This is a genomic window from Tessaracoccus sp. MC1627, from assembly GCF_014164725.1.
Taxonomy (GTDB): domain Bacteria; phylum Actinomycetota; class Actinomycetes; order Propionibacteriales; family Propionibacteriaceae; genus Arachnia.
The window spans coordinates 18,535-41,484 of the sequence record NZ_JACJGA010000006.1 but is presented as its reverse complement, the minus strand read 5'-3'; the positions used below and the strand labels follow the sequence as shown (position 1 = coordinate 41,484).

At 67.9% G+C, this 22,950-nt stretch carries 19 protein-coding genes; 9 read left to right on the top strand and 10 right to left on the bottom strand.

Going from position 1 to position 22,950, the window contains the following annotated elements; genetic code table 11:
* Position 1: 1 nt before the first annotated feature.
* The 4 genes from H5399_RS12605 (at position 2) to H5399_RS12590 (ending at position 5,184) form a co-directional block, all read left to right on the top strand.
* Positions 2–1,507 (top strand): CoA-acylating methylmalonate-semialdehyde dehydrogenase, encoded by a 1,506-nt coding sequence (locus H5399_RS12605; RefSeq protein ID WP_182783367.1) that lies wholly within the window; start codon positions 2–4, stop codon positions 1,505–1,507.
* Positions 1,508–1,633: 126 nt separating this feature from the next.
* A complete protein-coding gene (locus tag H5399_RS12600) occupies positions 1,634–2,827 on the top strand; it encodes a Gfo/Idh/MocA family protein (RefSeq protein ID WP_220490977.1) in 1,194 nt (397 codons plus the stop codon).
* Positions 2,828–3,563: 736 nt separating this feature from the next.
* Complete coding sequence (locus H5399_RS12595) at positions 3,564–3,956, top strand: phage holin family protein (RefSeq protein WP_182783208.1); 393 nt, start codon at positions 3,564–3,566, stop codon at positions 3,954–3,956.
* 100 nt (positions 3,957–4,056) lie between these two features.
* On the top strand, positions 4,057–5,184 hold the full coding sequence (locus H5399_RS12590) for a zinc-binding dehydrogenase (RefSeq protein ID WP_182783209.1): 1,128 nt from the start codon (positions 4,057–4,059) through the stop codon (positions 5,182–5,184).
* Positions 5,185–5,253: 69 nt separating this feature from the next.
* Here H5399_RS12590 and H5399_RS12585 read toward each other — a convergent pair whose 3' ends face one another.
* Positions 5,254–6,114, bottom strand: coding sequence for a TIM barrel protein (locus H5399_RS12585; protein WP_182783210.1), 861 nt, complete (start codon positions 6,112–6,114; stop codon positions 5,254–5,256).
* 175 nt (positions 6,115–6,289) lie between these two features.
* Here H5399_RS12585 and iolG point away from each other — a divergent pair, with 175 nt between their 5' ends.
* Positions 6,290–7,276, top strand: a complete 987-nt coding sequence (gene iolG / locus H5399_RS12580; RefSeq protein WP_182783211.1) for an inositol 2-dehydrogenase — start codon at positions 6,290–6,292, stop codon at positions 7,274–7,276.
* A gap of 1,058 nt (positions 7,277–8,334) precedes the next feature.
* On the opposite strand, the gene H5399_RS12575 is transcribed toward iolG, so the two are convergent.
* From H5399_RS12575 to H5399_RS12540, 8 genes are all read right to left on the bottom strand, one after another.
* Positions 8,335–8,940, bottom strand: coding sequence for a histidine phosphatase family protein (locus H5399_RS12575; RefSeq protein WP_182783212.1), 606 nt, complete (start codon positions 8,938–8,940; stop codon positions 8,335–8,337).
* Positions 8,941–9,011: 71 nt separating this feature from the next.
* On the bottom strand, positions 9,012–10,007 hold the full coding sequence (locus H5399_RS12570) for an ABC transporter permease (protein WP_182783213.1): 996 nt from the start codon (positions 10,005–10,007) through the stop codon (positions 9,012–9,014).
* Positions 10,008–10,024: 17 nt separating this feature from the next.
* The gene (locus H5399_RS12565) at positions 10,025–11,524 is read right to left on the bottom strand and encodes a sugar ABC transporter ATP-binding protein (protein ID WP_182783214.1); all 1,500 of its coding nucleotides are present in this window, start codon (positions 11,522–11,524) and stop codon (positions 10,025–10,027) included.
* Positions 11,525–11,587: 63 nt separating this feature from the next.
* Complete coding sequence (locus H5399_RS12560; protein WP_182783215.1) at positions 11,588–12,613, bottom strand: sugar ABC transporter substrate-binding protein; 1,026 nt, start codon at positions 12,611–12,613, stop codon at positions 11,588–11,590.
* 128 nt (positions 12,614–12,741) lie between these two features.
* Positions 12,742–13,611, bottom strand: a complete 870-nt coding sequence (locus H5399_RS12555) for a sugar phosphate isomerase/epimerase (protein WP_182783216.1) — start codon at positions 13,609–13,611, stop codon at positions 12,742–12,744.
* Between the two features lie 96 nt (positions 13,612–13,707).
* Complete coding sequence (locus tag H5399_RS12550) at positions 13,708–14,712, bottom strand: Gfo/Idh/MocA family protein (RefSeq protein ID WP_182783217.1); 1,005 nt, start codon at positions 14,710–14,712, stop codon at positions 13,708–13,710.
* A 20-nt stretch (positions 14,713–14,732) separates the two neighbouring features.
* Entirely contained in the window at positions 14,733–15,665 is a 933-nt protein-coding gene (locus tag H5399_RS12545; RefSeq protein WP_182783218.1) for a TIM barrel protein, read from the bottom strand.
* A 161-nt stretch (positions 15,666–15,826) separates the two neighbouring features.
* Positions 15,827–16,804, bottom strand: a complete 978-nt coding sequence (locus H5399_RS12540; RefSeq protein ID WP_182783219.1) for a serine hydrolase — start codon at positions 16,802–16,804, stop codon at positions 15,827–15,829.
* Positions 16,805–17,149: 345 nt separating this feature from the next.
* On the opposite strand from H5399_RS12540, the gene H5399_RS12535 reads away from it, so the two are divergent.
* From H5399_RS12535 to H5399_RS12520, 4 genes are all read left to right on the top strand, one after another.
* On the top strand, positions 17,150–18,436 hold the full coding sequence (locus tag H5399_RS12535) for an ABC transporter substrate-binding protein (RefSeq protein ID WP_182783220.1): 1,287 nt from the start codon (positions 17,150–17,152) through the stop codon (positions 18,434–18,436).
* Between the two features lie 142 nt (positions 18,437–18,578).
* Positions 18,579–19,463, top strand: a complete 885-nt coding sequence (locus H5399_RS12530; RefSeq protein ID WP_255422278.1) for a carbohydrate ABC transporter permease — start codon at positions 18,579–18,581, stop codon at positions 19,461–19,463.
* Complete coding sequence (locus H5399_RS12525) at positions 19,460–20,362, top strand: carbohydrate ABC transporter permease (RefSeq protein WP_182783222.1); 903 nt, start codon at positions 19,460–19,462, stop codon at positions 20,360–20,362. The genes H5399_RS12530 and H5399_RS12525 overlap by 4 nt, the downstream gene beginning before the upstream one ends.
* A complete protein-coding gene (locus H5399_RS12520; protein WP_182783223.1) occupies positions 20,359–20,988 on the top strand; it encodes a hypothetical protein in 630 nt (209 codons plus the stop codon). The genes H5399_RS12525 and H5399_RS12520 overlap by 4 nt, the downstream gene beginning before the upstream one ends.
* Before the next feature lie 15 nt (positions 20,989–21,003).
* Here the strand turns inward: H5399_RS12520 and H5399_RS12515 are convergent, their stop codons facing one another.
* Positions 21,004–22,932: a glycosyltransferase gene (locus H5399_RS12515; protein WP_182783224.1), complete on the bottom strand. Its 1,929-nt coding sequence runs from the start codon at positions 22,930–22,932 to the stop codon at positions 21,004–21,006.
* Positions 22,933–22,950: the final 18 nt, after the last annotated feature.

The window sequence follows — 22,950 nt, the reverse complement described above, 5'->3', positions numbered from 1 at the left end:
TATGTCCATCACCATGCCCCATTGGATCGACGGCGCCGAGTACTTCGAGGAGGGTGTCGAGGTTCTGCCCATCGACAACCCCGCCACCGGCGAGGTCATCGGCGGCGTCGCCGAGGCCAGCACCGAGCTCATCGACCGCGCCATCGCGTCAGCCCGCGCCGCCCAGAAGATCTGGGGCCGCGCGTCGCTGGCCAAGCGCAGCCGCGTCATGTTCAACTTCCGCCAGCTGCTCATCGAGCGCCAGGACGACCTGGCAGACGTCATCGTCCGCGAGGGCGGCAAGACCCGCGGCGACGCGCTCGGCGAGATCGCTCGCGGACTGGAGATCGTGGAGTTCGCCTGCGGCATCCAGAACGCGCTGAAGGGCGACCACACCGTCGAGGCCGCCACCGGCGTCGACGTGCACACCCTCCGCCAGGCCGTCGGCGTCGTCGGCGCCATCGTGCCGTTCAACTTCCCGATGATGGTGCCGATGTGGATGCACCCCATGGCCCTGGCCACCGGCAACGCAGTCATCCTCAAGCCCGCCACCCCGGTGCCGTCCGTGTCGCTCATGGTGGCCAAGCTCTACAAGGAGGCCGGTCTGCCCGACGGCCTGTTCCAGGTGGTGTGCGGCGACAAGCAGGTGGTCTCCCACATCCTCGACCACCCCGGCATCGACGCCGTCTCCTTCGTCGGCTCCACCCCGGTGGCCAAGATCGTCGCCAGCCGGTGCGCCGCCTCCGGCAAGCGGTTCCAGGCCCTCGGCGGCGCGAACAACCACGCCATCGTGATGCCCGACGCCAACCTGGACTTCGCGGCCCAGCACATCGTCTCCGGCGCCTTCGGCGCGGCCGGCCAGCGCTGCATGGCCCTGCCCGTCGTTGTGGCCGTGGGTGACGCGCACGACGCCCTCATCGAGAAGGTCAAGGCGCGCGCCGAGGTCCTGAAGGTGGGCCCCGGCTCGGACCCCGCCAACGAGCTCGGCCCGGTCATCTCGTCGAAGTCCCGTGAGCGGATCCTCTCCTGGATCAACGACGCGGAAGCCAAGGGCGCCAACGTGGTGCTCGACGGTCGCGGGTTCAGCTCCGAGGTCGAGGGCACCGCGAACGGCAACTGGGTGGGCCCCACCATCGTGGACAACGTCCCGCTCGAGACCCAGCTGTACTGCGAGGAGGTCTTCGGGCCGGTTCTCGTCGTGGTGAAGACCGACACCTACGAGGAGGCCATCGAGATCGTCAACTCCAGCGCCTTCGGCAACGGCTCGGCAATCTTCACGGAGAACGGTCAGGTGGCGCGTCAGTTCCAGCTCGACGTCAACGCGGGCATGGTGGGCATCAACGTGCCCATCCCAGTGCCGGTGGGCTACTACTCGTTCGGCGGCTGGAAGAACTCGCTGCTCGGCGATCACAAGATCCACGGCCAGGAGGGCGTGAACTTCTACACCCGCACCAAGGTGGTCACGACGCGCTGGGCCGGCTCCGGCAGCCACGGCAAGATCGGCCTGGACTTCGTCGCCACCAAGTAAGGCCGCTTGCGGCACCACACCTCGAGCACTGACCCTGGGGCCGATCCTGACCGAGCGCTGTTGCCCGGTCGGGATCGGCCCCGGTGAGTGCTCTCTTTCACGGCCCGGAGGGCCAGGCAGGACATCATGAACAAGCGCATCGGCGTCGGCGTCATCTCTCTCGGTTGGATGGGCCGGCTGCACACCCGCAGCTACAAGGCGCTCGCTGAGCGCTACCCGGAACTCGGGCTCGCCTGTGACCTGGTCGCCGCGTGCGACCCGGTGGAGGCCACGCGAGACTGGGCCGTCGACGTGGCGGGCTTCCAGCGCGCCTACGCCGACTACCGCGACCTCCTCGCCGATCCCGAGGTGGAGGTGGTCTCCATCTGCGCGCCGAACTTCCTGCACCACGAGATCGCGCTGGCGGCCGCTGAGGCCGGCAAGCCGTTCTGGATCGAGAAGCCCATGGGCGTCAGCGCGACGGAGTCGCGGGAGATCGCCCAGGCCGCGGCCGGTGCAGGGCTGGCCACCGCCGTCGGCTTCAACTACCGGCATGTGCCGGCCATCCAGTACGCCCGCCAGCTGATCCGCGACGGGAAGCTCGGACGGGTGACGAACTGCCGGGTGTGGTTCATCGCGGACTACGCCTCCAGCCCCGACGGGCCGCTGACCTGGCGGTACGACCGGGCGCGGGCGGGGGCCGGGATCGTCGGCGACCTCCTGTCGCACGGCGCGGACCTGGCCCAGTACCTGGTGGGACGCATCTCGTCGGTCTCGGCGATGACGGACACGTTCATCAAGGAACGCCCCATCCCGATCGGATCCGGCGGGGTCGGGCACTCCGGCTACACCGTCGGCGAGGAGAAGGGGCCCGTGGGCAACGAGGACTGGGTCGCGGTGCTGGCTCGGTTCGACGGCGGCGTCGTCGGGGTGCTTGAGGCCAGCCGGGTTTCGGTCGGGCCGCGCGCGGAGTACATCGTCGAGGTGTACGGCACGGAGGGGTCGGTGCGGTGGAACTTCGAGTCGCTCAACCACGTCGACGTGTGCATCGGCCGCGGCGAGGGCCCTGTCCAGGGCTACACCCGCGTGATGGCTGGTCCAGGCATGCCGGACTTCGACCGGTTCCAGCCGGGCGCTGGAACCTCGATGGGCTTCGACGACCTCAAGGCCGTCGAAGCGGCGAAGTTCCTCATCTCCGTGACGACGGGCGAGCAGGTCGCGCCCTCCGCGGGCGACGGCTGGGCCGCCGCCGAGATCGACGAGGCGGTGGTGGCGTCCGCCGCCGACGGCCAGTGGCACGAGGTCGCGACGGTCGAGGCGGTCACCACCTTCGGCCTCTGACCGCTCCGCCCTCCCCGTTTCGGACGTTGACCAAAGTGGTCGGGTGCGGGGAGCCGTGAGTCGACGCCCGGGCGGCCGTTGTCCATGGTCTCGATGTTCCGGTGAGCCGGGTCGGTGGTTGGGTAGTCGAGGCCGCCCGGGCCTCGCCTCCCGTCTCCCCGCACTCGTCTGCCTGTGGCGTGGTCGGGTCCGGGTACGCGACGGCAGGGCGGGCCTGGGTCGGGTCTGGCGAGGCGGGACGCCAGTAGGTGATCCTCGGGTTGGGCATCACTGCGCACACCCGCCCTGCCATCCCGCACCCTCAATGGTGGAGCCTCTACCGCCGCTGGACCGGGGGAGGGACTGGTCTGGCGAGGCGGGACGCCAGTAGGTGATCCTCGGGTTGGGCAGCACTGCGCACACCCGCCCTGCCGTCCCGCACCCTCGCCCATTCCCGCTGGTTGAGCCGGGCCGAGCCGCGAAGCGGCGCAGCCCGCGTCGAAACCGACGTTGGCTCACTGTGGTGTTGGGGTGCTCGGTCGGTGCCAGCTTCGCCCGGCAGCGCCGCTGGGGAGGGACCGGTCTGCAACCTGCAACTTGCTATCAGGAGCGCGGTTTGTGTGTATATGCACACAAACCGCTCTCCACATCGCAAGTTGCAGACGGGGGCCGGCGACTTGGCTGGTGGAGCGCCTCAGGGAGCGGGTCGGGGGGTTCCCTGAGGCGCGTGACAGGCCGGAGCCCTACGCTCAGACGCATGAAGCTCTTCCTGCGCCTCGTCGCCACCGCCGTCGCGACCGCCGTCGCCGTGTGGCTGCTCCCCGGCATCACCCTCACCGCAGACTCCAACGTCGACCAGGCGCTCACCCTCCTCGGCGTCGCCGTCATCCTCGGGCTCGTCAACGCGATCGTCCGCCCCTTCGCCTTCGTCCTGGGCGCCTGTTTCATCATCCTCACGTTCGGGTTGTTCCTCTTCGTGATCAACGCCGGCATGCTGCTGCTGACCTCATACCTGGCCGGCGAATTGGGCCTCGGCTTCCACGTCGACGGGTTCTGGAACGCAGTGTTCGGCTCCCTGATCATCTCCGTGATCTCCGCTCTCGTGGCCTCGGCGCTGGGTGCAAACGATTCCACCAATCATTCCATGTAAGAACAAATAGTTGCGGCGGATTTATCTCGCCCCGCTAGTGACACGCGGTGTCTCATGGTCCATACTGAGTTTGTCCACACAAAGTCAATGAGGAGCCAGCATGGACATTCCTGCCACGATGCGCGCCGCAGTCCTTCGGGCTCCGGGTGAACCGCTGTCGATCGAAACCATCCCCACCCCGCGACCCCGCGCGAACGAGGTGCTGCTGAAGGTCGCGGCCTGCGGCCTCTGCCACTCGGACCTCCACGTCCTCGGCGGCGCCATCGCCTTCCCCACGCCCTGCGTCCTCGGCCACGAGGTGTCGGGCACCATCGTCGAACTCGGCCCCGGCATGCTCACCGGTGAGCTCGCCGTCGGCCAGAACGTGGCCGGCGCATTCCTGATGCCGTGTGGCCAGTGCAAAGCCTGCCGGGCCGGCCGCGACGATCTCTGCTACCCCTTCTTCCAGCTCAACCGCCTCAAGGGTGTTCTCTACGACGGTGAGACCCGACTCGCCGACAACGACGGCAACCCCATCTGGATGTACTCCATGGGCGGCCTGGCGGAGTACTGCGTGGTTCCGGCCACGTCGGTCACGCCCATTCCGGACAACCTTTCGCCCAAGAACACGGCCATCCTCGGCTGCGCCGCCATGACCGCCTACGGCGCCGTGCGTCGCGGGGCGGACCTCCGGTTTGGGGAGACGGTTGCCGTCGTCGCCACTGGTGGCGTGGGCTCGATGATCCTCAAGTTCGCCAAGGTGATGGGTGCACGACAGGTCATCGCGCTCGATGTCGACGACGACAAGCTCGCGGCGGCGAGGACGATGGGCGCCACGCACACCGTCAACCTCCTGAACAGAGACGCCCGCGAGGCTGTGATGGAGATGACCGACGGTTACGGCGTGGACGTTGCGTTCGAGGCGCTCGGCAGGCCGGCCACCTGGAACACCGCACTGGACATCCTGGCCGACGGCGGCCGCATGGTGCCCATCGGCCTGGGTGCCGGGGTGCAGTCCGCAGAGGTGCAGATCAACCGCACGGTGCGCCGTAGCCAGTCGATCATCGGATCGTACGGGGCGCGCACCCGCGTCGACCTCCCGGCCGTGGTGGACATGGCCGCGCGGGGCCTCATCGAGGTCGACGACGTGGTGCATCAGGTGTTCAGCCTGGACGACGTCAACATCGGCTACGACAAGCTGCGAGCGGGCACCATGTCTGGCCGAGGCATCGTCGACATGAGCCTCTGATCTCTGCGCAATACGACAGGGGCGGTTCACCATCACGGTGACCGCCCCTGTGCGCGTTCCGGGGATGCCTCAGGCGAGGGCCTTGAGGGCCTCGAAGGACTTGGCCGCGTTGTCGACGGGTCCTCCGACCGCAGGCGGCTCCTCGTCAATCATGATGTCCTGCTCAAGGACCCAGTACCCGTCGAAGCCGGCCTGATCCAGGAGGCGCACGATGGTGGCGAAGTCGATGTCGCCATCGCCGATGGGGACGAACATGCCGCCCTTGATGCCCTCGGACCAGGTGATCTCGCCCGGCAGCAGCTTGGCGGCCATGTCCAGGCGCACGTCCTTGGCGTGCACAATGCCCACGCGGTCCGCGTACTTGGTGACCAGCGCCACCACGTCGGCGCCGCCGCAGGCAAGGTGACCGGTGTCCAGGCACAGGCCGACGGTGGAGTTGTCCAGCACGCGCTCCACCTCGTCGACGTTCTGCACCATGGTGCCCCAGTGCGGGTGGAGGACGGCGGTGACGCCGTTGGCCTTGCAGACGTCGCTGATCCGGCTGAGGTTGGAAAACAGCGTCTGCCAGCCCTGCTCGTCGAGCTCGGGGCGGGCGTCGTAGCCGTCCTGGCCGGAGTCGGCGGCCAGCACCAGGAACTCGCCGCCGGCGATCTCGAAGGCGCGGAGCTCGGCCTCCACCATGGGGATGGGGTCGAATTCGGGGTCGTGCATGACGGCGAGGAAGAAGGCCCCGACCGGCTTGAGGCCGAACTGGGAGACGACCGCGGCCCGCTCCTCCGCGTCGACTGGGAGCCAGCCCTGGGGGCCGAACTCGGTGGCGGTGAGGCCGATCTCCTTCATCTCGGTGAGGACGCGCTCGGGGGACATCTGGTAGCCCCAGCCCGGTACCTCACACACACCCCAGCTGATGGGTGCGCCGGCAATCTTCATGTGCAGCTCCTTCGCAGCCAAGCCGCCTCGCGCGGCTCGTTGGGAACCATTATGTCCTGCCAAACTCGGGAATGTTTGGCCACCCCCAGAATGGGTGCCGCCCACGCGGTCTAGTATCATATGTGCTGACATACTGCCGTGACGCTGGTGCGCGGCCCAACCCACAGGAGCACACATGATCCGCTTCGCGATCATCGGGGCCGGACGCATCGGCCAGGTCCACGCACGCGCCATTGCGTCCCACCCCCAGGCGACACTTGCGCTGGTCTACGACGCCTTCGAGGCGCCCGCCAAGGGCCTGGCGGAGGCGTACGGGGCGCGCTACACCCTGGACGTCGAGGACGTCTACAACGCCGTCGACGTCGACGCCGTCATCATCGGCTCGCCCACCGCGATGCACGTCGAGCAGATCCTCGGCTCCGTCAAGGGCGGCAAGCGGGTCATGTGCGAGAAGCCGGTCGCGCTGGGCATGGACGAGGCGAACCGCTGTATGGACGAGCTGGGTGCCGAAGCCTCGCGTGTCATGCTGGGGTTCAACCGCCGCTTCGACCCCTCCTTCGCTGAGGTCAACGCCCGCGTGGCCGCCGGCGAGATCGGCGCGCTGCAGCAGCTGACCGTCACCTCCCGTGACCCCCAGGGCCCGCCGGCCAGCTACGTCGCCGGCTCTGGTGGCATCTTCAAGGACATGACCATCCATGATTTCGACATGGTGCGCTTCTTCCTGGGCGACATCGTCGAGGTCAGCGCGTTCGGCACCAACGCCGACGAGGAGATCAAGGCCGCCGGTGACTTCGACCAGGCGATGGTCCTCCTGCGCAACGCCGACGGCGCCCTCGCCACGATCGTCAACTCGCGCACCTGCGCCTACGGCTACGACCAGCGCCTCGAGGCGTTCGGCGCCGACGGCTCCCTCTCGGCCGACAACCTCACGGCCACCTCCGTGCGCGCCGCCAGCGCCACGCAGACCGACGCCAGGGGACCGGTGCTCAACTTTTTCCTGTCCCGCTACGAGGCGGCCTACCGCGATGAGCTGGGTGCCTTCATCGACGCGGTGGTGGCCGACGGCGACATCTCGCCCAACGTGATCGACGGCGTTGAGGCGCTCAAGCTGGCCGAGGCCGCGACCGTCAGCGCCCACGAGGGTCGCACCGTCCGCCTCTGACCGAGGCGTCACCCCTACTTGCCCTGGTCCCTGACCTCCACTGGCCGGGTCCTGGCGCTGTCTGGTGCCGGGAGCCCTGCCACGAGGCCCGTGCGGCCCTTGACCACCTCGTGCTCCTCGACCGCCGGTCGTGAGGGGCCGGGTAGTTGAGGCCGCCCGGGCCTCGTGTCACGTCTCCCTGCACTGGTACCTGCGTGGCGTGGTTCGGTCCAGGCGTGTGCCGGCAGGTCGGCCCTGGTGCGGGTCTGTCTCAGGCGGGTTCTTCTGGGTGCCCCGCGGGCTGGGCATCCCTGCGCCCAGCCGACCTGCCGTCCCCCACCTTCGTGCGCACCCCCCGTTCGGTCATCAAGTCGTCCGAGTGGGCGGGACGGGAGATGACCGCTGAGCGTTCGCCTCAGTCGGTGCTCAACCCGGCCCATCCAGCTGGGGCGGTGTCGCGACACCTGATCGGGTGGACTCTCTAACCGTCACTTCTGGGGTCGACTACGGCATCAGAAGTGCCACCGACAGTGTCGGCTACGGCACCAGAGGTGACAGTCAGGCGACCGCGCCAGTCGCGGCACGGGACGGGACGTGAATGCGAGGGTGGGGGACGGCAGGGCGGCTCTGCGTCGGGAAGCCCAGGTCGGGGATCGCCGGACTGGCGTCCCGCCAGGGCAGACTGTCACCAGGGCCGCCCTGACGGCGCACGCCCGGAAGTGACCACGCCATAGGGAATCGAGTGCAGGGAGCAGTGAGACGAGGCCCGGGCGGCCTCGTCTACCCAGCCAAGGATTCTGCCGCGATCAGCAGGGAGAATGTGGACAACGGCCGCCCGGGCGTCGTGTCAGGGCTCGCTGCACCGGGCGCTGGAGGCCTCGACGCAGCAGCGGGCGCTACGCGCCGCGGCTGGCTCACCCAGCGGAAGAAGTCGCGGCTTGGCGCGGCTCAACCAGCGTCGGGGAGTCAGGGCTCCCCTGCACCGGGCGCGGGTCGGTTTCGACGCGCGTTGCGCCGCTTCGCGGCTTGGCGCGGCTCAACCAACGGGGGACAAGGGCCGCACGGGCCTCGTGTCAGGGTCAGTCCGTGTCGTCGGTGGAGGTGACGTAGTCACCCCACTGCTCGATCCTCCACCCGTCGGTGGTCGACCCGTTGAGCACGATCCACTGAGTGTTGTGCAGCGGCTGTGCGTTCTCGACCCCGATCGACGGGTCCTGAGAGATCGCCCACACCCGCAGCGCGGCGCCGTGGCTGACCAGCGCGACCACCTCGTCGCCCGCCTGCTCCATGGCAGCGACGGCGTTGGTGAACCGCGTCAGGAACTGGCGCGCCGTCTCGCCGCCCTCCAGCCCCGCGTCGAGGTTGTGCGGCGCCCACGAATTGAGCATGCCCACGTACACGCTCCAGTCCGTGTTCATCTCCTCGATCCCGGCGGCGATCTCCTGGATCCCGTCGGCGATGATGAGCTCCAGCTCCCTGGCCTCCGCCAACGGCGCGGCGGTCTGCTGCGCGCGCGTCAGGGTGGAGGCGTACAGGGCCTCGATCTGCTCGTGCGCGATGGCCTCGACGAGCGCCTGGGCCTGCGTCAGCCCGTTCTCGTTGAGGGGCGCACCGGGGTATGCGGTATCCAGCTGGCGGTTGACGTTGCTCTCGGTCTCCCCGTGACGGATCAGGATCAGGCGCATGGGTCCACCGTACCGGGGCATGCGACAGGGGCGGAGCCGCACCGGCCCCGCCCCTGCAACTGCTGTGTTGACTAGCGGTTCTTGCGCTCGTCGATGATGACTGCAATGACGATGATGGCGCCCTTGACGACCATCTGCATGAACGGGGAGACGTTCATGAGATCCAGGCCGTTGTTGATGACGCCGATGATCAGCGCGCCCACGACGACGCCCCACACCACGCCGATGCCACCGTTGAAGGACACGCCGCCGATGACTGCGGCCGTGATGGCGTCGAGCTCCAGCATGACGCCCAGGGTGGGCTGGCCGGAGCCGATGCGGGCGGCGAGGATCATGCCGGCGAGACCGGCCAGCAGGCCGATCAGGGTGTAGATGAGGAACTGCACCTTGCCGATGCTGATGCCCGAGACGCGGGCCGCCTGCTCATTGCCGCCGATGGCGTAGGTGTGCCGGCCGAAGCGGGTCCGGTTGAGGACCACCCAGATGACCACGGCCACCAGGAGGAAGATGATCATCGGCACCGGGATGCCGAGGATGGCGCCCTGGCCCAGCCAGTTGAATCCGTCCGCCAGGTTGGAGACGGGGCGTCCGCCGGTGTAGATGTTCGCCAGACCACGAGCGGCGGTCATCATGCCCAGTGTTGCCACGAACGGCGGGATGCGGAAGTAGGCGACGAGGGTGCCGACGATGGCGCCCACGATGGCGCCGACGAGCAGGCCCACGATGATCGAGACGAAGATCGGCATCGGGGGGAGGCCGGGGAACATCGCGGTGTCGCTCTGGACCTGGGCGAGGCTGGCCGAGACGACGGCCACCAGGGCGACGGTGGAGCCCACCGACAGGTCGATGCCCTTGGTGATGATGGCGAACATCATGCCGAGGGCGACGATGCCGATGGGGGCCACCTGGACGACGACGTTGATGAGGTTCTGTGACCTCAGGAACGTTCCCCCGGTGACGATGGCGAGGATCACCATGAACCCGATGAGGATCAGGAGGATGGCGTATTTCTTGATGGCCGCCGTCGCGTTGAACTTCGGTTTGGCCTCGACAGTGGTGTCAGACATGAGTAGTTGGTTCCTTCCTACGCGGCCGCGGTGCCGCCGGTGGCGAGTTGCATGATGGACTCCTGGTTGGCCTCCGCACGGGAGAGCTCACCGGAGATGCGGCCTTCGTGCATGACGATGACGCGATCGCTCATCCCGAGGACCTCGGGCAGCTCGGACGAGACCATGATGATGGCCTTGCCCTGTTGCGCGAGCTGGGACATGAGGCGGTGGATTTCACTCTTTGCGCCCACATCGATTCCTCGGGTGGGCTCGTCGATCATGAGGATCTCAGGGACCGTGAGCAGCCAGCGCGAGATGAGCGCCTTCTGCTGGTTGCCGCCGGAGAGGTTCTTGATCAACTGCTCAAGCGTGGGGGTCTTGATGCGCAGCGCCTGGCGCTGGGCCTCGCTGTCCTTGCGGATCTGCGCCATGTTGAGGAAGCCCTTCGGGCTGTACTTCGGCAGCGCGGCGATGGTGATGTTGTCGCGGACCGACAGCACACCCATGATGCCGTTGTGCTTGCGGTCCTCCGTCAGCATGCCGATGCCGGCCGCGATGGCGTCCTTCGGCTCGCGGACCTTGAGCTGCTTGCCCTCGACGAAGATCTCGCCGCTGTCAGCGGGTTCGATCCCGAAGATGGTCTCGAGCACCTCCGTGCGGCCCGCGCCCATGAGCCCGGCGAAGCCGAGGATCTCGCCGCGGCGCACCTCGAAGCTGACGTTCTGGACGAACCGACCCCGGTTGAGGTTGCGGACCGACAGGACCACCTCGCCGATCTCGGCCTCCAGCTTGGGGAACAGGCTGGTGAGCTCGCGGCCCACCATCAGCTGGATCAGCTTGTTGCGGTCCAGCTCCTTCGCCGGGAGGGAGACGACGTGCTTGCCATCGCGGAAGACCGTGATGTCGTCGGAGATCTTGAAGACCTCGTCCATCTTGTGGGTGATGTAGACGATGGCCACGCCGAAGTCGGTGAGCCGCTTGATCATCCTGTGCAGGTGGTCCACCTCCCGCTCGGGGATGGCGGAGGTGGGCTCGTCCATGATGATGATCTTGGCGTCGTAGCTGATGGCCTTGGCGATCTCCACCATCTGCTGGCGCGCCACCGTGAGGTCCTTCATCTTGGCGCGCGGGTCGATCTTCATGTCCCACTCGTCGAAGAGTTCCTGCGTCTTGCGGATGATCAGCTTGGGGTCCAACAGCCCGAACTTGCCGCGCTGCTCCCGGCCGAGCCAGATGTTCTCGGCCACCATCATCTCCGGCACGGGAGACAGCTCCTGGTGGATCATGGAGATGCCGTGCTCGAGGCCGTCCTTGGTGTCCTTGAAGCTGACCATGTCACCGGCGAGTTCAACCGTGCCAGCGTCGGGGGTGTACATGCCGATCAGGCACTTCATGAGCGTGGACTTGCCAGCGCCGTTCTCCCCCATGAGCGAGTGGACCGTGCCGCTTCGCACGTCCAGCTGTACGCCGTCCAAGGCCACCACGCCGGGGAACGTCTTTCGGATGTCACGCATCCGCAGAATTACCTCTTGCATTTCCTATCCTCCCTGCCGAAGCAGAGGGCCGGGGCGATCATCGCACCCGGCCCCCTGGGTCCGTCACTTCTCGAAGTCGGCCATGTTGTCAGGGGTGACGAGCTGGTAGGGCACGTCGATGACGCCGGCGACCTCTTCGCCGTTGTACAGGTTGATGATGGAGTCCACTCCACCAGCGCCCTGGCCGGCCGCATCCTGGAACACGGTCACCTCGAGCTCGCCGGCCTTCATCGCCGCCAGTGCGTCGGCGGTGGCGTCCACGCCACCCACGATCACGTCGTCGAGCTTGCCGGCGTTCTTCAGAGCCTGGATGGCGCCGAGGGCCATCTCGTCGTTGTTGGCGCAGATGATGTCGATCTCGTCACCGGACTGGATCCAGTTCTCGGTGATGGCCAGGCCCTCTTCGCGGTACCAGTTGCCGGCCTGCTCGCGCAGGAGCTCCATCTCCGGGTAGTCCTCGAGGACCTGCTTGCAGCCTTCGGTGCGGTCACGCGCGGCCTCGTTGGCCGGGTCGCCGATGAGGATGCCCACCTTGCCCTTGCCGTCGGCGAGCTCAGCGAGCGCCTCCATCTGAAGCTGGCCGGCCACCAGAGAGTTCGACCCGACGTAGGGCACGCCCACGGGCAGGTCGGAGGGGCGACGGTTGACGTAGACGAGCGGGATCTCGGCGTCCATGGCCTTCTCGGTCATGGGGCCGGCCGCGTCGGTGTCGACGGGGATGATGATGATGCCATCGAGGCCCTGGGAGATGAAGTTCTCCACCTGGCCCAGCTGGACGTCTGCCTTCTCCTGGGCGGCCACGATGGTCACCTCGACACCGGCTTCTGCGGCGCGGGCCTCGATGCCGTCGGCGACGGTCTGCAGGAACTGATCCAGGATCGGGAATGTGACGCCGATCTTGATGACCTCGCCGTCGGCGGGCTTGACCACCTCGCCGGGCTCGAACGCCACGGTCTCGATGGCCTGCGACGTCGGGGCGTCGGATCCTTCGGCGGGGGCCGAGGAGGTGGTGCTGGCGGTGGTCCCGCATGCACTCAAGGCGAGGGCGCCGGCGGCCAACAGGCCGACGAGCTTGATTCCTTGCTTCATTGCAGTCTCTCTTCCGAGGGTGGTTGCGGTGTCTGGTGACTCCGCAGGGAGGGAGTGTCGCATCGTTGCAACACCGCTATGATGACCTGACAAACAACTCTATGTCAAGACAAAGATTTCAGATGTTATCAGTTCGTTGTGAACTCGGACTCGAGGCGCTCCCGCATCCGGACGTGGATGGCGTCGGCGTCCTCCTCCCATCCGAAGACGCATACGGACAGGCGGGCGTCGTACTCGATCTCACGCAGGTACCCGAAGACCTCGTCCCAGGGGACCTCGCCGTTGCCGATCTCGTTGTGCTGGTGAATGCGCGCGTCAACGCCCGGGGGGTTGATGATGTAGCGGTTTCCGACGTTGGCCAGGTGGTTCCACACGTCGCCGATGTGGATGTGCCGGAGGCGGTCTCCGGCGTACTCCATCAGCTCGCGCGGGTTGCTCTTTCCCGAAGACAGGTGGAAGAGGTGGGGGAGGCAGAACTGGTAGTTGAACCAGTCCTTGTTGACCCCGCGCACCACCTGGACGGCCCGGTCGTTTGTCTCAACAAAGTCGTACGGGTGGGCCTCGACGACGCACTCGATGCCGCGCTTCTCGAAGTCCGGGGCCAACTCCTCGATGGAGCGGTAGAACTGGTGCTCGCTCGTGAGCGCCCGGTTGGGATCACCCGAGAACTCGGTGGCCATCATGGGCACCTCGAGCTCCTCCGCGATCTCCAGGAGCCGGCGCCAGTTGCGCACCTGTGCCTGGCGCTCCTGCTCGTCGGGTGAGGCCCAGTTGAAGACGGGGTTGAAGGTCTCGATCTTCACGCCCGTGGCCTTCATGGCCTTCTTGACGCGCGCGATCTCGGCGTTGTCGACCTTGGGGTAGTGGTGCCACTCGTGGAAGTCGGCGCGCGGGGACAGCTCGATGTAGCCGTAGCCGAGGTCGGCGGCCTTCTCGCACTCCTGGGCGACGGTGAGGTGGGGGTGGTACATGGAGGGGTCGAGCAGGATCTTGACCATGACGGCTTCCTTGGCGTGCTGGGCGGGGGTGGAGCGGGGAGAGGGGGGAGGGGAGGCGGAGTGAGGGGCGCCCGCCGGAACGCGGGCGCCCTCAGGTCACGCGTAGAGCGCGGGACGCTCGATCATGGAGATCGGCACTTCGCCGTCCTCCGTCAGTGCCTTGACGCCGGCGTCGCAGACCACGGCGGCGGCGTAGCCGTCCCAGGAGCTGGAGCCCGTGTGGCGATCCGCCGATGCCGCGGTGATCCACTCCTGGACCTCGGTGACGAAGGCCTGGCCGAAGCGCTGGTTGTGGTCCATGGTGAGCCGGTTGTGACGGCCGAGCTTGTCGGCGCGGACGACCAACTCCTGGTCACCCAGGCGGACGATGCCCTGCTCCGCCACCAGCTCGCACTGGATGTCGTAGCCGTACTGGCAGTTGACGAACACCTCGTCGTCGACGCGGACGCCCGACTCCGTGGTGAGGATCAGCACCAGCGGATCCTGCAGGTGCTCGAAGCGCAGCGAGGTCTTCTTCGGCTTGTCGACGCGCGCGGAGACGAACTCCTCGCCCAGCAGCCAGCGCATGGTGTCGATCTCGTGGATGGCGGTGTCGTTGATGGCCATGTCCCAGGTGTACATCTCGGGCACGGTGGGGTTGCGGTGCGCGTTGTGCACCATGAGTGCCTCGCCCACCTCGCCGTCGTCGAGGATCTTCTTCATCTCGCGGTAGGAGGCGTCGAAGCGGCGCATGAAGCCGACCGTGACCAGCTTCTTGCCGGCCTCCTGCTCGGCGTCCATGATCTCGACGCACTCGGCCGCCGTGGGAGCGAGGGGCTTCTCGCAGAACACGTACTTGCCGGCCTTGATGGCGGCGATCACGTCGGGCTTGTGGGCCGGGCCGTAGCTGGCGATCATGATCGCATCCACGTCGGGCGAGGCGATCAGCTCGGCGCTGGTCGCGAAGGCCGTGCCGCCGATCTGCTCGGCCACCGCGGCGGCGTTGTCAGGGTTGACGTCGCTGACGGCCACCACGCGGCCGCCCGAGATGACGGTGTGGATCCGCTCGATGTGGGCCTTGCCCATGCCACCGGGGCCGATCATTCCGATACGAAGGGTCATGTGAGTCAGTCTTTCGCGGATCAGAGGAGGCCGAGGCCGCAGGAGGCCAGGAACTCGCGGGTCTTGATGGCGTTGGGGAGCGGGTAGCCCGGGTCGCAGCCGAACATGTCCTGCTCGGTGATGACGTAGAGCTCCTTGTTGAGGTCCGCGAGGGCCTCGACGAGGGTGGGCATGTCGGGCTCGCCCTCGGGCGGGGCGACGGAGCAGCCGGCCTTGACGGCCTTGACGAACGGCCAGTCCTCGTCGTGGGCCTGCTTGACCAGCTTGGGGTCCATGGCCTTGATGTGGACGTAGCTGATGCGCTCCGGGTAGTCCTGGATGAGCGCGATGTTGTCGGCCATGCCGTAGACGATGTGGCCGGTGTCGAGGCAGAAGCCGACGTACTCGGGGTCGGTGGCCTGGAAGATGCGGTCGATATCCTCGCGGGTCTCGATGTGGGAGTCGCCGTGGGGGTGCAGCACCATCTTGAGCCCGTAGTCCTCCTTCATCATGCGGCCGAGGCGGTTCGCGTTGTTGATGTAGAGGTCCCAGGCGGCGCCGTCGAGGTGGCGGTCGTCGGTGAAGTCACCGGTGATCTCGTCGCGGAACATGGGGGGCAGGTGCACCACGTACTCGGCGCCGACGGCGGCGTGGGTCTCGCCCACGGCGCGGAAGGTCTTCTCTGTCTCGGCCCAGGCCTCCTCCTTGTGGAGGATGCCCCACGCGGTGCCGGCGACGACGCGGAAGCCGCGCTTGCCCATCTCGTCCATGAGGCGCTTGGGGTCGGTGGGGAAGTAGCCGAACGGCCCGGTCTCCATCACGGAGAAGCCGGCCTCGGCCATCTCGTCGAGTGCCTTCTCCCACGGGATCTGGTCCGGGTGCTCGGGGAACCAGACTCCCCACTGGTCGGGGCAGACTCCGACGGTCAGCTTGGAGTAACGGGGGTCAGTGTTACGGCTCTTGTCGACAGCCATCGTCATCCTTTCGGGTTGCTCATCCTTGAGCTGGCCTCAGCCTAGATCCTTCGCTTTGTACTGTCAATAGGGGGTCGGTCAAGACTTTGCAAGGGTGATGATGAGCGCGACGGGTTCAGTTGTCCGCACATTGAACGACGCGCTGGGGCGCGCCCTGAGGACTAGTCGGCCCGCGTCACGAGGCGTTCCATGGTGGAGACCTCGAAACCGGGCCGCTCGGGTCGGTTGGTCATCAGCGTCCACGCCACACCCGCCGCCGGGTTGATCCAGAACTCGGTGCCGGACCAGCCGGCGTGGCCGAACACGCCGTCGGTCGCGCCCCATCCGGGGAGCTTGACAGTGAAGCCGTACTCGTCGCCGTCGTCCTGCGGGAGCGGTTCGTGGACAGGAATGCCGACGGTGAGGGGGCGTCGCATCAGGTCCAGGGTCTCGGGGCGCACGACGGCGCCGTCGCCCCGTAGGAGCGAGACGGCCACCCTGAGCAGGTCCTCCGCCCGGGCGATGACGCCCGCGCCGGGGTGGTGCTGGGCGGCGAATGTGGCCATGTCGAAGGCTCCGAGCCCGAGGACGGGCGGCGGGTCCGAGGCCTCGTCGAGGGTGAAGCTGGTCCCGAGCTCGTCGTTGAGGGTGCTGAGCCCGGACTCCCAGGTTGCGCCGCCGGCGTGCTCGATCAGCGCCGCGATGCCCTCGAACGCGAGCGACGAGTAGCGGCGCCGGGTGCCGACGGGGGTGTCGCGGCCGGCTGTCTCGAGGGCCTCGCGGAGGGGGCGCCGGTCGTCCAGCTCGGGCTCGGTGATGCCGGAGGTGTGCGAGGCGAGGTGGCGGAGGCGGACGACGTCGTCGCGGCCCGCGCCGAACCCCGGGAGCGCGTCGGTCAGGGGGGTGTCGAGGGAGAGCGTTCCCCGCTCCAGCTCGCGAGCGGCGAGGAGGCCGACGAGGGGCTTGGTGATGGAGAACAGCCGGTAGTGGTCGCCCGTCCGCGCCTCGCGGGTGCCGGTGCCACCGAACGCCTCCAGGGCCACGATGCCGTCGCGAGTGGCGATCCCCAGGACCGCGGTGGGGAGGGCGCCGTCGCGGACGAGGGATAAGACGTAGTCGAAGGCGGCGTTGAGGCCGGGGGTGTGGGAGGTGGTCGTCATGGGTACGCCTCGGTGGTGTGGGGAGGGACAGCGCTTGCCTGCTCGCCATGGTAGTGGCGTGACGAGCGCTCCAGGGGGAGGGGCCGAGGGTGGCTACGCCCGCCAGCGAGCGGGGGAGCGGCTGGAAACGATTCCACGCCTTCGGCTGAGCCGCTTGCGTCCGGACTAGGCCTTTTGTCCTGTCAAGATCCTCGCGCTGTGTCCATTTCGTTATGTACCGGCTCTTGCGAAACGTTTCAAAGGGTGTTAGCTTTTGGGAAGGCGCTTTCCAAGTGCGACGGGCGGCAAGTTGCCCGTCACGCACAGCCCAGAACGACGACGTTCCGAATCGAGAGGACACAACTGATGTTCCCCAAGAAGCACACCCTCGTGGCGCTCATCGCCAGCGCGGCCCTGGCTCTGACGGCCTGTGGTGGCGGCGGCGAGACCGCCCCTGAGGCCACCGCCTCCTTCGATCCCAACGAGGCGGTGTCGCTCACGTTCACCTGGTGGGGCAATGACGACCGCGCTGCCCGGTACGAGAAGTTGATCGCTGCGTTCAACGAGGAGTACCCCAACATCGAGATCAACGGTACGTTCACGGACTTTCCCTCCTACTGGGAGAAGAAGCAGACCGAGGCCGCAGGCGGCGGACTGCCGGACGTGTGGCAGTTCTCAGACAGCTACCTTCGTCAGTACGCCGAGCCGGGCTACCTGCTGGACCTCGGCACCGTCTCCGATCACATCACCATGGACACCTTCGACGACGGGCTCAAGGGCACCGGTCAGCTTGAGGGCGTCCAGTACTCGCTCCCCACCGGCTACAGCACCTGGGCGAACTTCGTCAACGATGGACTGATCGCCGAGCACGGGCTGGAGATGCCCGAGGGCGGCACCACCTTCGCCGAGTTCACCGACTGGATGGCAGGCGTCACCGAGAAGACCGGCGGAACCGTCTACGGCGGCACTGACGTCACGCAGCGGATCCAGACCTTCGAGTTGGCGCTGCGCGCCGAGGGCAAGAATCTCTACACCGAGGACGGCGAACTCGGCTTCACCAAGGAGGAGCTGACGGCCTTCTGGGAGTCCGGCCAGGCCGTCCGCGACGGCATCGGCGTCCCCCAGAACAAGCTGGAGGAGATCGCGCCCAAGTCCGGCTTCGGCGCCAACCTCACCGTCAGCGAGACCAGCTGGAGCAACTTCCTGGGCGGCTACCTGGCCGATTCGGGGGCCGAAACGATCTCGATGATCGCGCCTCCCACTGCAGTTGAGGGGTCGAAGGACCTCTACCGCCAGGCAGGCCTGCAGATGGCCATCTCGGAGAACACCGAGCACCCGGAGGCCGCCGCGCTCTTCCTGGACTTCGTTGTCAACAGCCCCGAAGCAGGCGAGATCTTCGGCACCACCCTCGGCTTCCCCGCCTCCAGCAGCAAGCTCGAAGGGGCCGTGCTGGAGGGCCCCGACAAGCAGGTGGCCGACTTCCTCGCCTCCGTCGAGGACCGCATCGGCGACGCCCCGCCCGTCCCGGTCGTCGGCTACGGTGCTCTGGAGCAGAAGTTCTGGGACCTGGGCAAGGCGCTCGGGCTCGGCGCCGTGACCGTCGACGAGGCCGTCGACCAGTTCTTCGCCGAGACCGAAGTCATCCTCGGCTGAGCACGGAAACGGACCTGACACCATGACCATCGCACCCAAGAGTGCGGCCACAACCGCCGCGGGCCCGGTTCGCCGGGCCCGTGGCGGGGGGCCCGTCACTGCAGCAGAGCACGCGGCCTCCGCGCCCCGCCGGAGGAGGGCCTTGCAGCGCCGCGAGGACGCGGCCGGCTACCTGTTCCTCACGCCGTGGCTGGTGGGCTTTTTCCTGCTGACCGCCGGCCCCATGATCTACTCGCTGTACCTCGCGTTCACCAACTACAGCATCTTCGGCACCACCGAGTTCATCGGCCTCGGCAACTTCGAGCGCATGCTCAGCGACGAGGTGTGGTGGGGGTCGGTGCGCATCACCCTGATCTACGTGCTCGTGGGCACCCCGATCAAGCTCGCGGCAGCCCTCGGAGTGGCGATGCTGCTCAACTACCGCAGCCGCGGCACCGGCTTCTTCCGCTCGGCGTTCTACGCGCCGTCGCTGATCGGCGCATCCGTCAGCATCGCCATCGTGTGGCGCGCCATGTTCTCCACCGGCGGCCCCGTGGACAGCTCGCTCAGCCTCTTCGGCATCAACATCGGGGGATGGGTTGGTGTCCCCGCCCTCATTCTGCCCATGATGATCCTGCTGGCCGTCTGGCAGTTCGGCGCACCCATGGTGATCTTCCTGGCCGGCCTCAAGCAGGTGCCGCAGGAGCTCTACGAGGCGGCCTCCGTCGACGGAGCCGGTCCCTTCCGCAAGTTCGTCAGCGTGACACTGCCCATGTTGTCGCCGGTCATCTTCTTCAACCTGCTCCTCGAGATGATCCACGCCTTCCAGATCTTCGCCTCGGCCTACATCATCGGCTCGGGCACCGGGGGGCCTGCGGGAGCCACCAACTTCTACACCGTCTACCTGTATACGCGGGCCTTCACCAACAGCCAGATGGGCTACGCCTCGGCGATGGCCTGGGTGCTGCTGGCTGTCGTCGGCGTGATCGCCTTCATCATGTTCCGCACCTCCAACCAGTGGGTGCACTACTCGGGAGACAAGCGATGACCGCCACCACCTCCGCCCCAGAGCGGGGCGCCGTCGCGGGACCGCGGCCCCGCGGCATGCGCAGCAGGCGCACCTGGGCCACCGTCGGATGGGTGGCGGCCATGGTGCTCCTTACCGCCGTGGTCCTCTACCCGCTTGCCTGGATGTTCTCGGCCTCGTTCAAGCCCACGTCCGAGTTCGGCGCCAACCAGTCGTTCCTGCCGGAGAATGCCACCATCCAGAACTACTTCAAGGTTCTGGAAGGCATCGGCGGGGTGCCGCTGTGGCGGTTCTTCGCCAACTCGTTCATCCTGGCGACGTTCTCGGTGATCGGCATCGTGATCTCCGCGTCGCTGGCGGCCTACGCGTTCGCGCGCGTCAGGTTCCGGGGAAGCGGCGTGTGGTTCGCCATCATGATCGGCACCCTCCTGTTGCCGTTCCACGTCCTGATCATCCCCCAGTACATGCTGTTTCGGCGGCTCGACCTGATCGACACCTTCGTCCCGCTGCTGCTGGGCAAGTTCCTGGCCGTGGAGGCGTTCTTCGTGTTCCTCATCGTCCAGTTCATCAGGGCGCTGCCCCGCGACATGGATGAGGCTGCACGCATCGACGGCTGCGGCCATTGGCGGATCTTCTGGCTGATCATCCTTCCGCTGATCAAGCCGGCCCTGGTGTCGGCGTCGATCTTCGCGTTCATCTGGAGCTGGAACGACTTCCTCGGGCCGCTGCTCTACCTGAACTCTCCGGAGAACTACCCCCTGCCGCTGGCTCTGCGGGTGTTCAACGACCAGACCTCGACGTCGGACTACGGCGCGACGGTCGCGGTGTCCGTCCTGGCGCTGCTTCCCATCCTGCTGTTCTTCATCATCTTCCAGCGGTTCCTCGTGGAGGGCGTCTCGACGCAGGGGCTGAAGGGATGAGGCGACGGCCGCGGTTCGCGGTACAGGAGCCTGCCGATGGCAGCGTGCTCCGGTGGCCGGGCGCCACGGCCAAGTTCGCGCTCCTCGGTGAGGTGCTGTGGGTGGGCATCCTCATGGCGGTGGCTTGCCTGCCGCTGGTCACCTGGCCGGCGGCTTTCGCGGCCGGCGCCTCGCATCTGCGCCGCTTCCTTCGGGGTGAGTCCTCGACGGTGGCGCAGTTCGTCGACGACGTGCGGCGGGCGATGCCCGGAGGCGTGGGCGTGGGGGCGGGGTCGCTGCTGCTGGGCGGCCTCGTCGCCCTGGATCTTCGGATTGCCGCCGACGGCGCGCTGCCCGGGGCGGCGGGGATCGCCGTCGTGTTGACCGCCGCCGCGGGGGTCGCGGCGGTCCTGATCCTCACCGCCGCTGCGTCGTGGCGGCCTGGACTCCTGTGGCGCGGGCTTCTGGCCGAGGCGCCCCGCCGGCTTTCCTTGTCCCCGTTCGTCGCCGTCATGACCGCCGTGGCGCTCGGCCTCGCCGTCGTCATCACCTGGCAGTACCTGTTGTTGCTCGTGCCGGCACTTGGCGTGTTGACGTTCGCCGTGGTGGCGATCCACGAGCGAGACCTCGTCGATTCTGCTGGCTGAGGTGCCGCCAGGCCGCTACGGCAGGTGGGGGACGTCTCCGCGTAGGCCAGTCGACGTCACGATGGTGTCGGGCTGCCCCCCGCTGTGGGTGATGGTGCGGTCGTCGTCGTGGACCGTCAGCTGCGTGCGGTGATGCCGCAGCGCCTTCGCGACGCGCGGGCGGTACCCCTCAAGGTCGAACCACCTCGCCGCGACCTCGCGGTCCGTGGTGAGCGCGGCGAACGGGATCCCCACCGAGTCGGCTGCGGCCCGGCTCAAGTGGTGCGTGCGCACGTGGTCCGGGTGGCCGTACCCGCCGTCGTCGTCGTAACTGACGACGAGGTCCGTGCCCATCTTGCGCAGGAACGCCGCGATGTCCGCCGTCGCCTCCGCCTCGTCCGCCGACGTCAGCGACCGCTCGTCAGCCTCCTCTCCCGGGCCCGCGAGCCCCTCGGAGATCCACCGCATACCTGAGTCCAGGAAGCGGCGCGGCTCTTCCGACGCGCGGGCGGGCGGCATCCCCAGATACGCGTGGGCGTGCACGCCCAACGAATCCAGGGCCCCCGCCAGCTCGGCCTCGCGCCGCTGTTCCAGCGCCGGCGTGCCCTCCAGGTAGGACAGCGGGCCCGGCACCACGCCCCCCATCTCGCCGCGTGTGCAGGTGAGCACCGACACCTTCAGCCCCTCGTCGACCAGGTGCGCGATGAGCGCGCCCGACGCGAGGGTCTCGTCATCGGGGTGGGCGTGGATGAAGGTGACGTGCTTGACGGCGCCGTTGGCGATGGCGCGACGGTAGGCCTGGAGCGTCCGGTCCGCCACGTGCGCCCACGTCATCGATTCAGCACGTTCGCGGGCGGTGACGCCCATCCGCGCCCGACGATGGGGGTCGCGGAGGAGGCGCAGCAGCGCGGCGGCCCAGTCTGCGGGATCGTGCGTGGGCACCAGGTCGCCCGTGTGGGTGTTGCAGATGGCCTCGGTGAGTCCGCCGGCGGCCGCGGCCAGCGTCGGGATGCCGGAGGCCGACGCCTCCAGGGCCACCAGGCCGAAGGTCTCGGAGTACGACGGCACCAGCATCACGGAGGCGTGCCGCATGATCCGCGCGAACGACTCGCGGTCCTGGCCGGGCAGGAAGGTCACCTCGCCCGCGACACCACCCTCCTCGACGAAGCGGTGCAGCTCGGCCTCGTAGTCGGCGAAGTCCGCCGAGACCTGCCCGACGATCACCAGATCCGGCCGCTCCTCGGCCGGGATCAGCCCGAGCGCTCGGATGGCCACGTCCGGGGCTTTGAGCGGCTGGAGGCGGGCGGCGAACAGCACGTATCCGGGCTCGACGCCGGGCGCCGGCACCCACACCTCTCCCGGGTCGGCCGGATGGAACAGCTCGGTGTCCACCCCGGGACGCACGATCATCACCTGCTCCGGGCCCGCCTGGCAACGCCCGATGACGACGGCGGCCTCGTGGCGGCTGACTGCCAGGATGAAGTCCGACTCCGTGGCGCAGTAGACCTCGCCGTCGATCCGCGCCGGGGACTCCGCGGGCTCGCCGTCGCGCAGGGAGGAGTTGGGGTGCGCCGCCACTGAGTGGAAGGTCATCAGATGCGGGATGCCGGCCGCGCGGGCCAGCGGGATGGCGGCCACGCCGGACATCCAGTGGTGGGAGTGCACGAGGTCGAAGCGGTCCAGCGAGCCGAGATTGTCGCGGAATTCGTCGATGTGGGCGTCGATCTGGCTCTTCGGCAGGGGGGTGGCCGGGCCGGCGGTGATGTGGTGGACGATCAGTCCGTCGTCGAGGGTGGCGGTGGCGGGCTGATCCGCTGAGGAGCGTCGCGTAAAGAATTCGACGTGCGCCCCGGCCTGCTGCAGAGCCGTGGCCAGCGCCCGGATGAGGACGTTCATGCCTCCGGCGTCGGCCGTGCCGGCCCGCTCGGCGGGGGAGGTGTGGAGCGAGATGAAGGCGACGCGCATGGGGTGACGCTACTACCT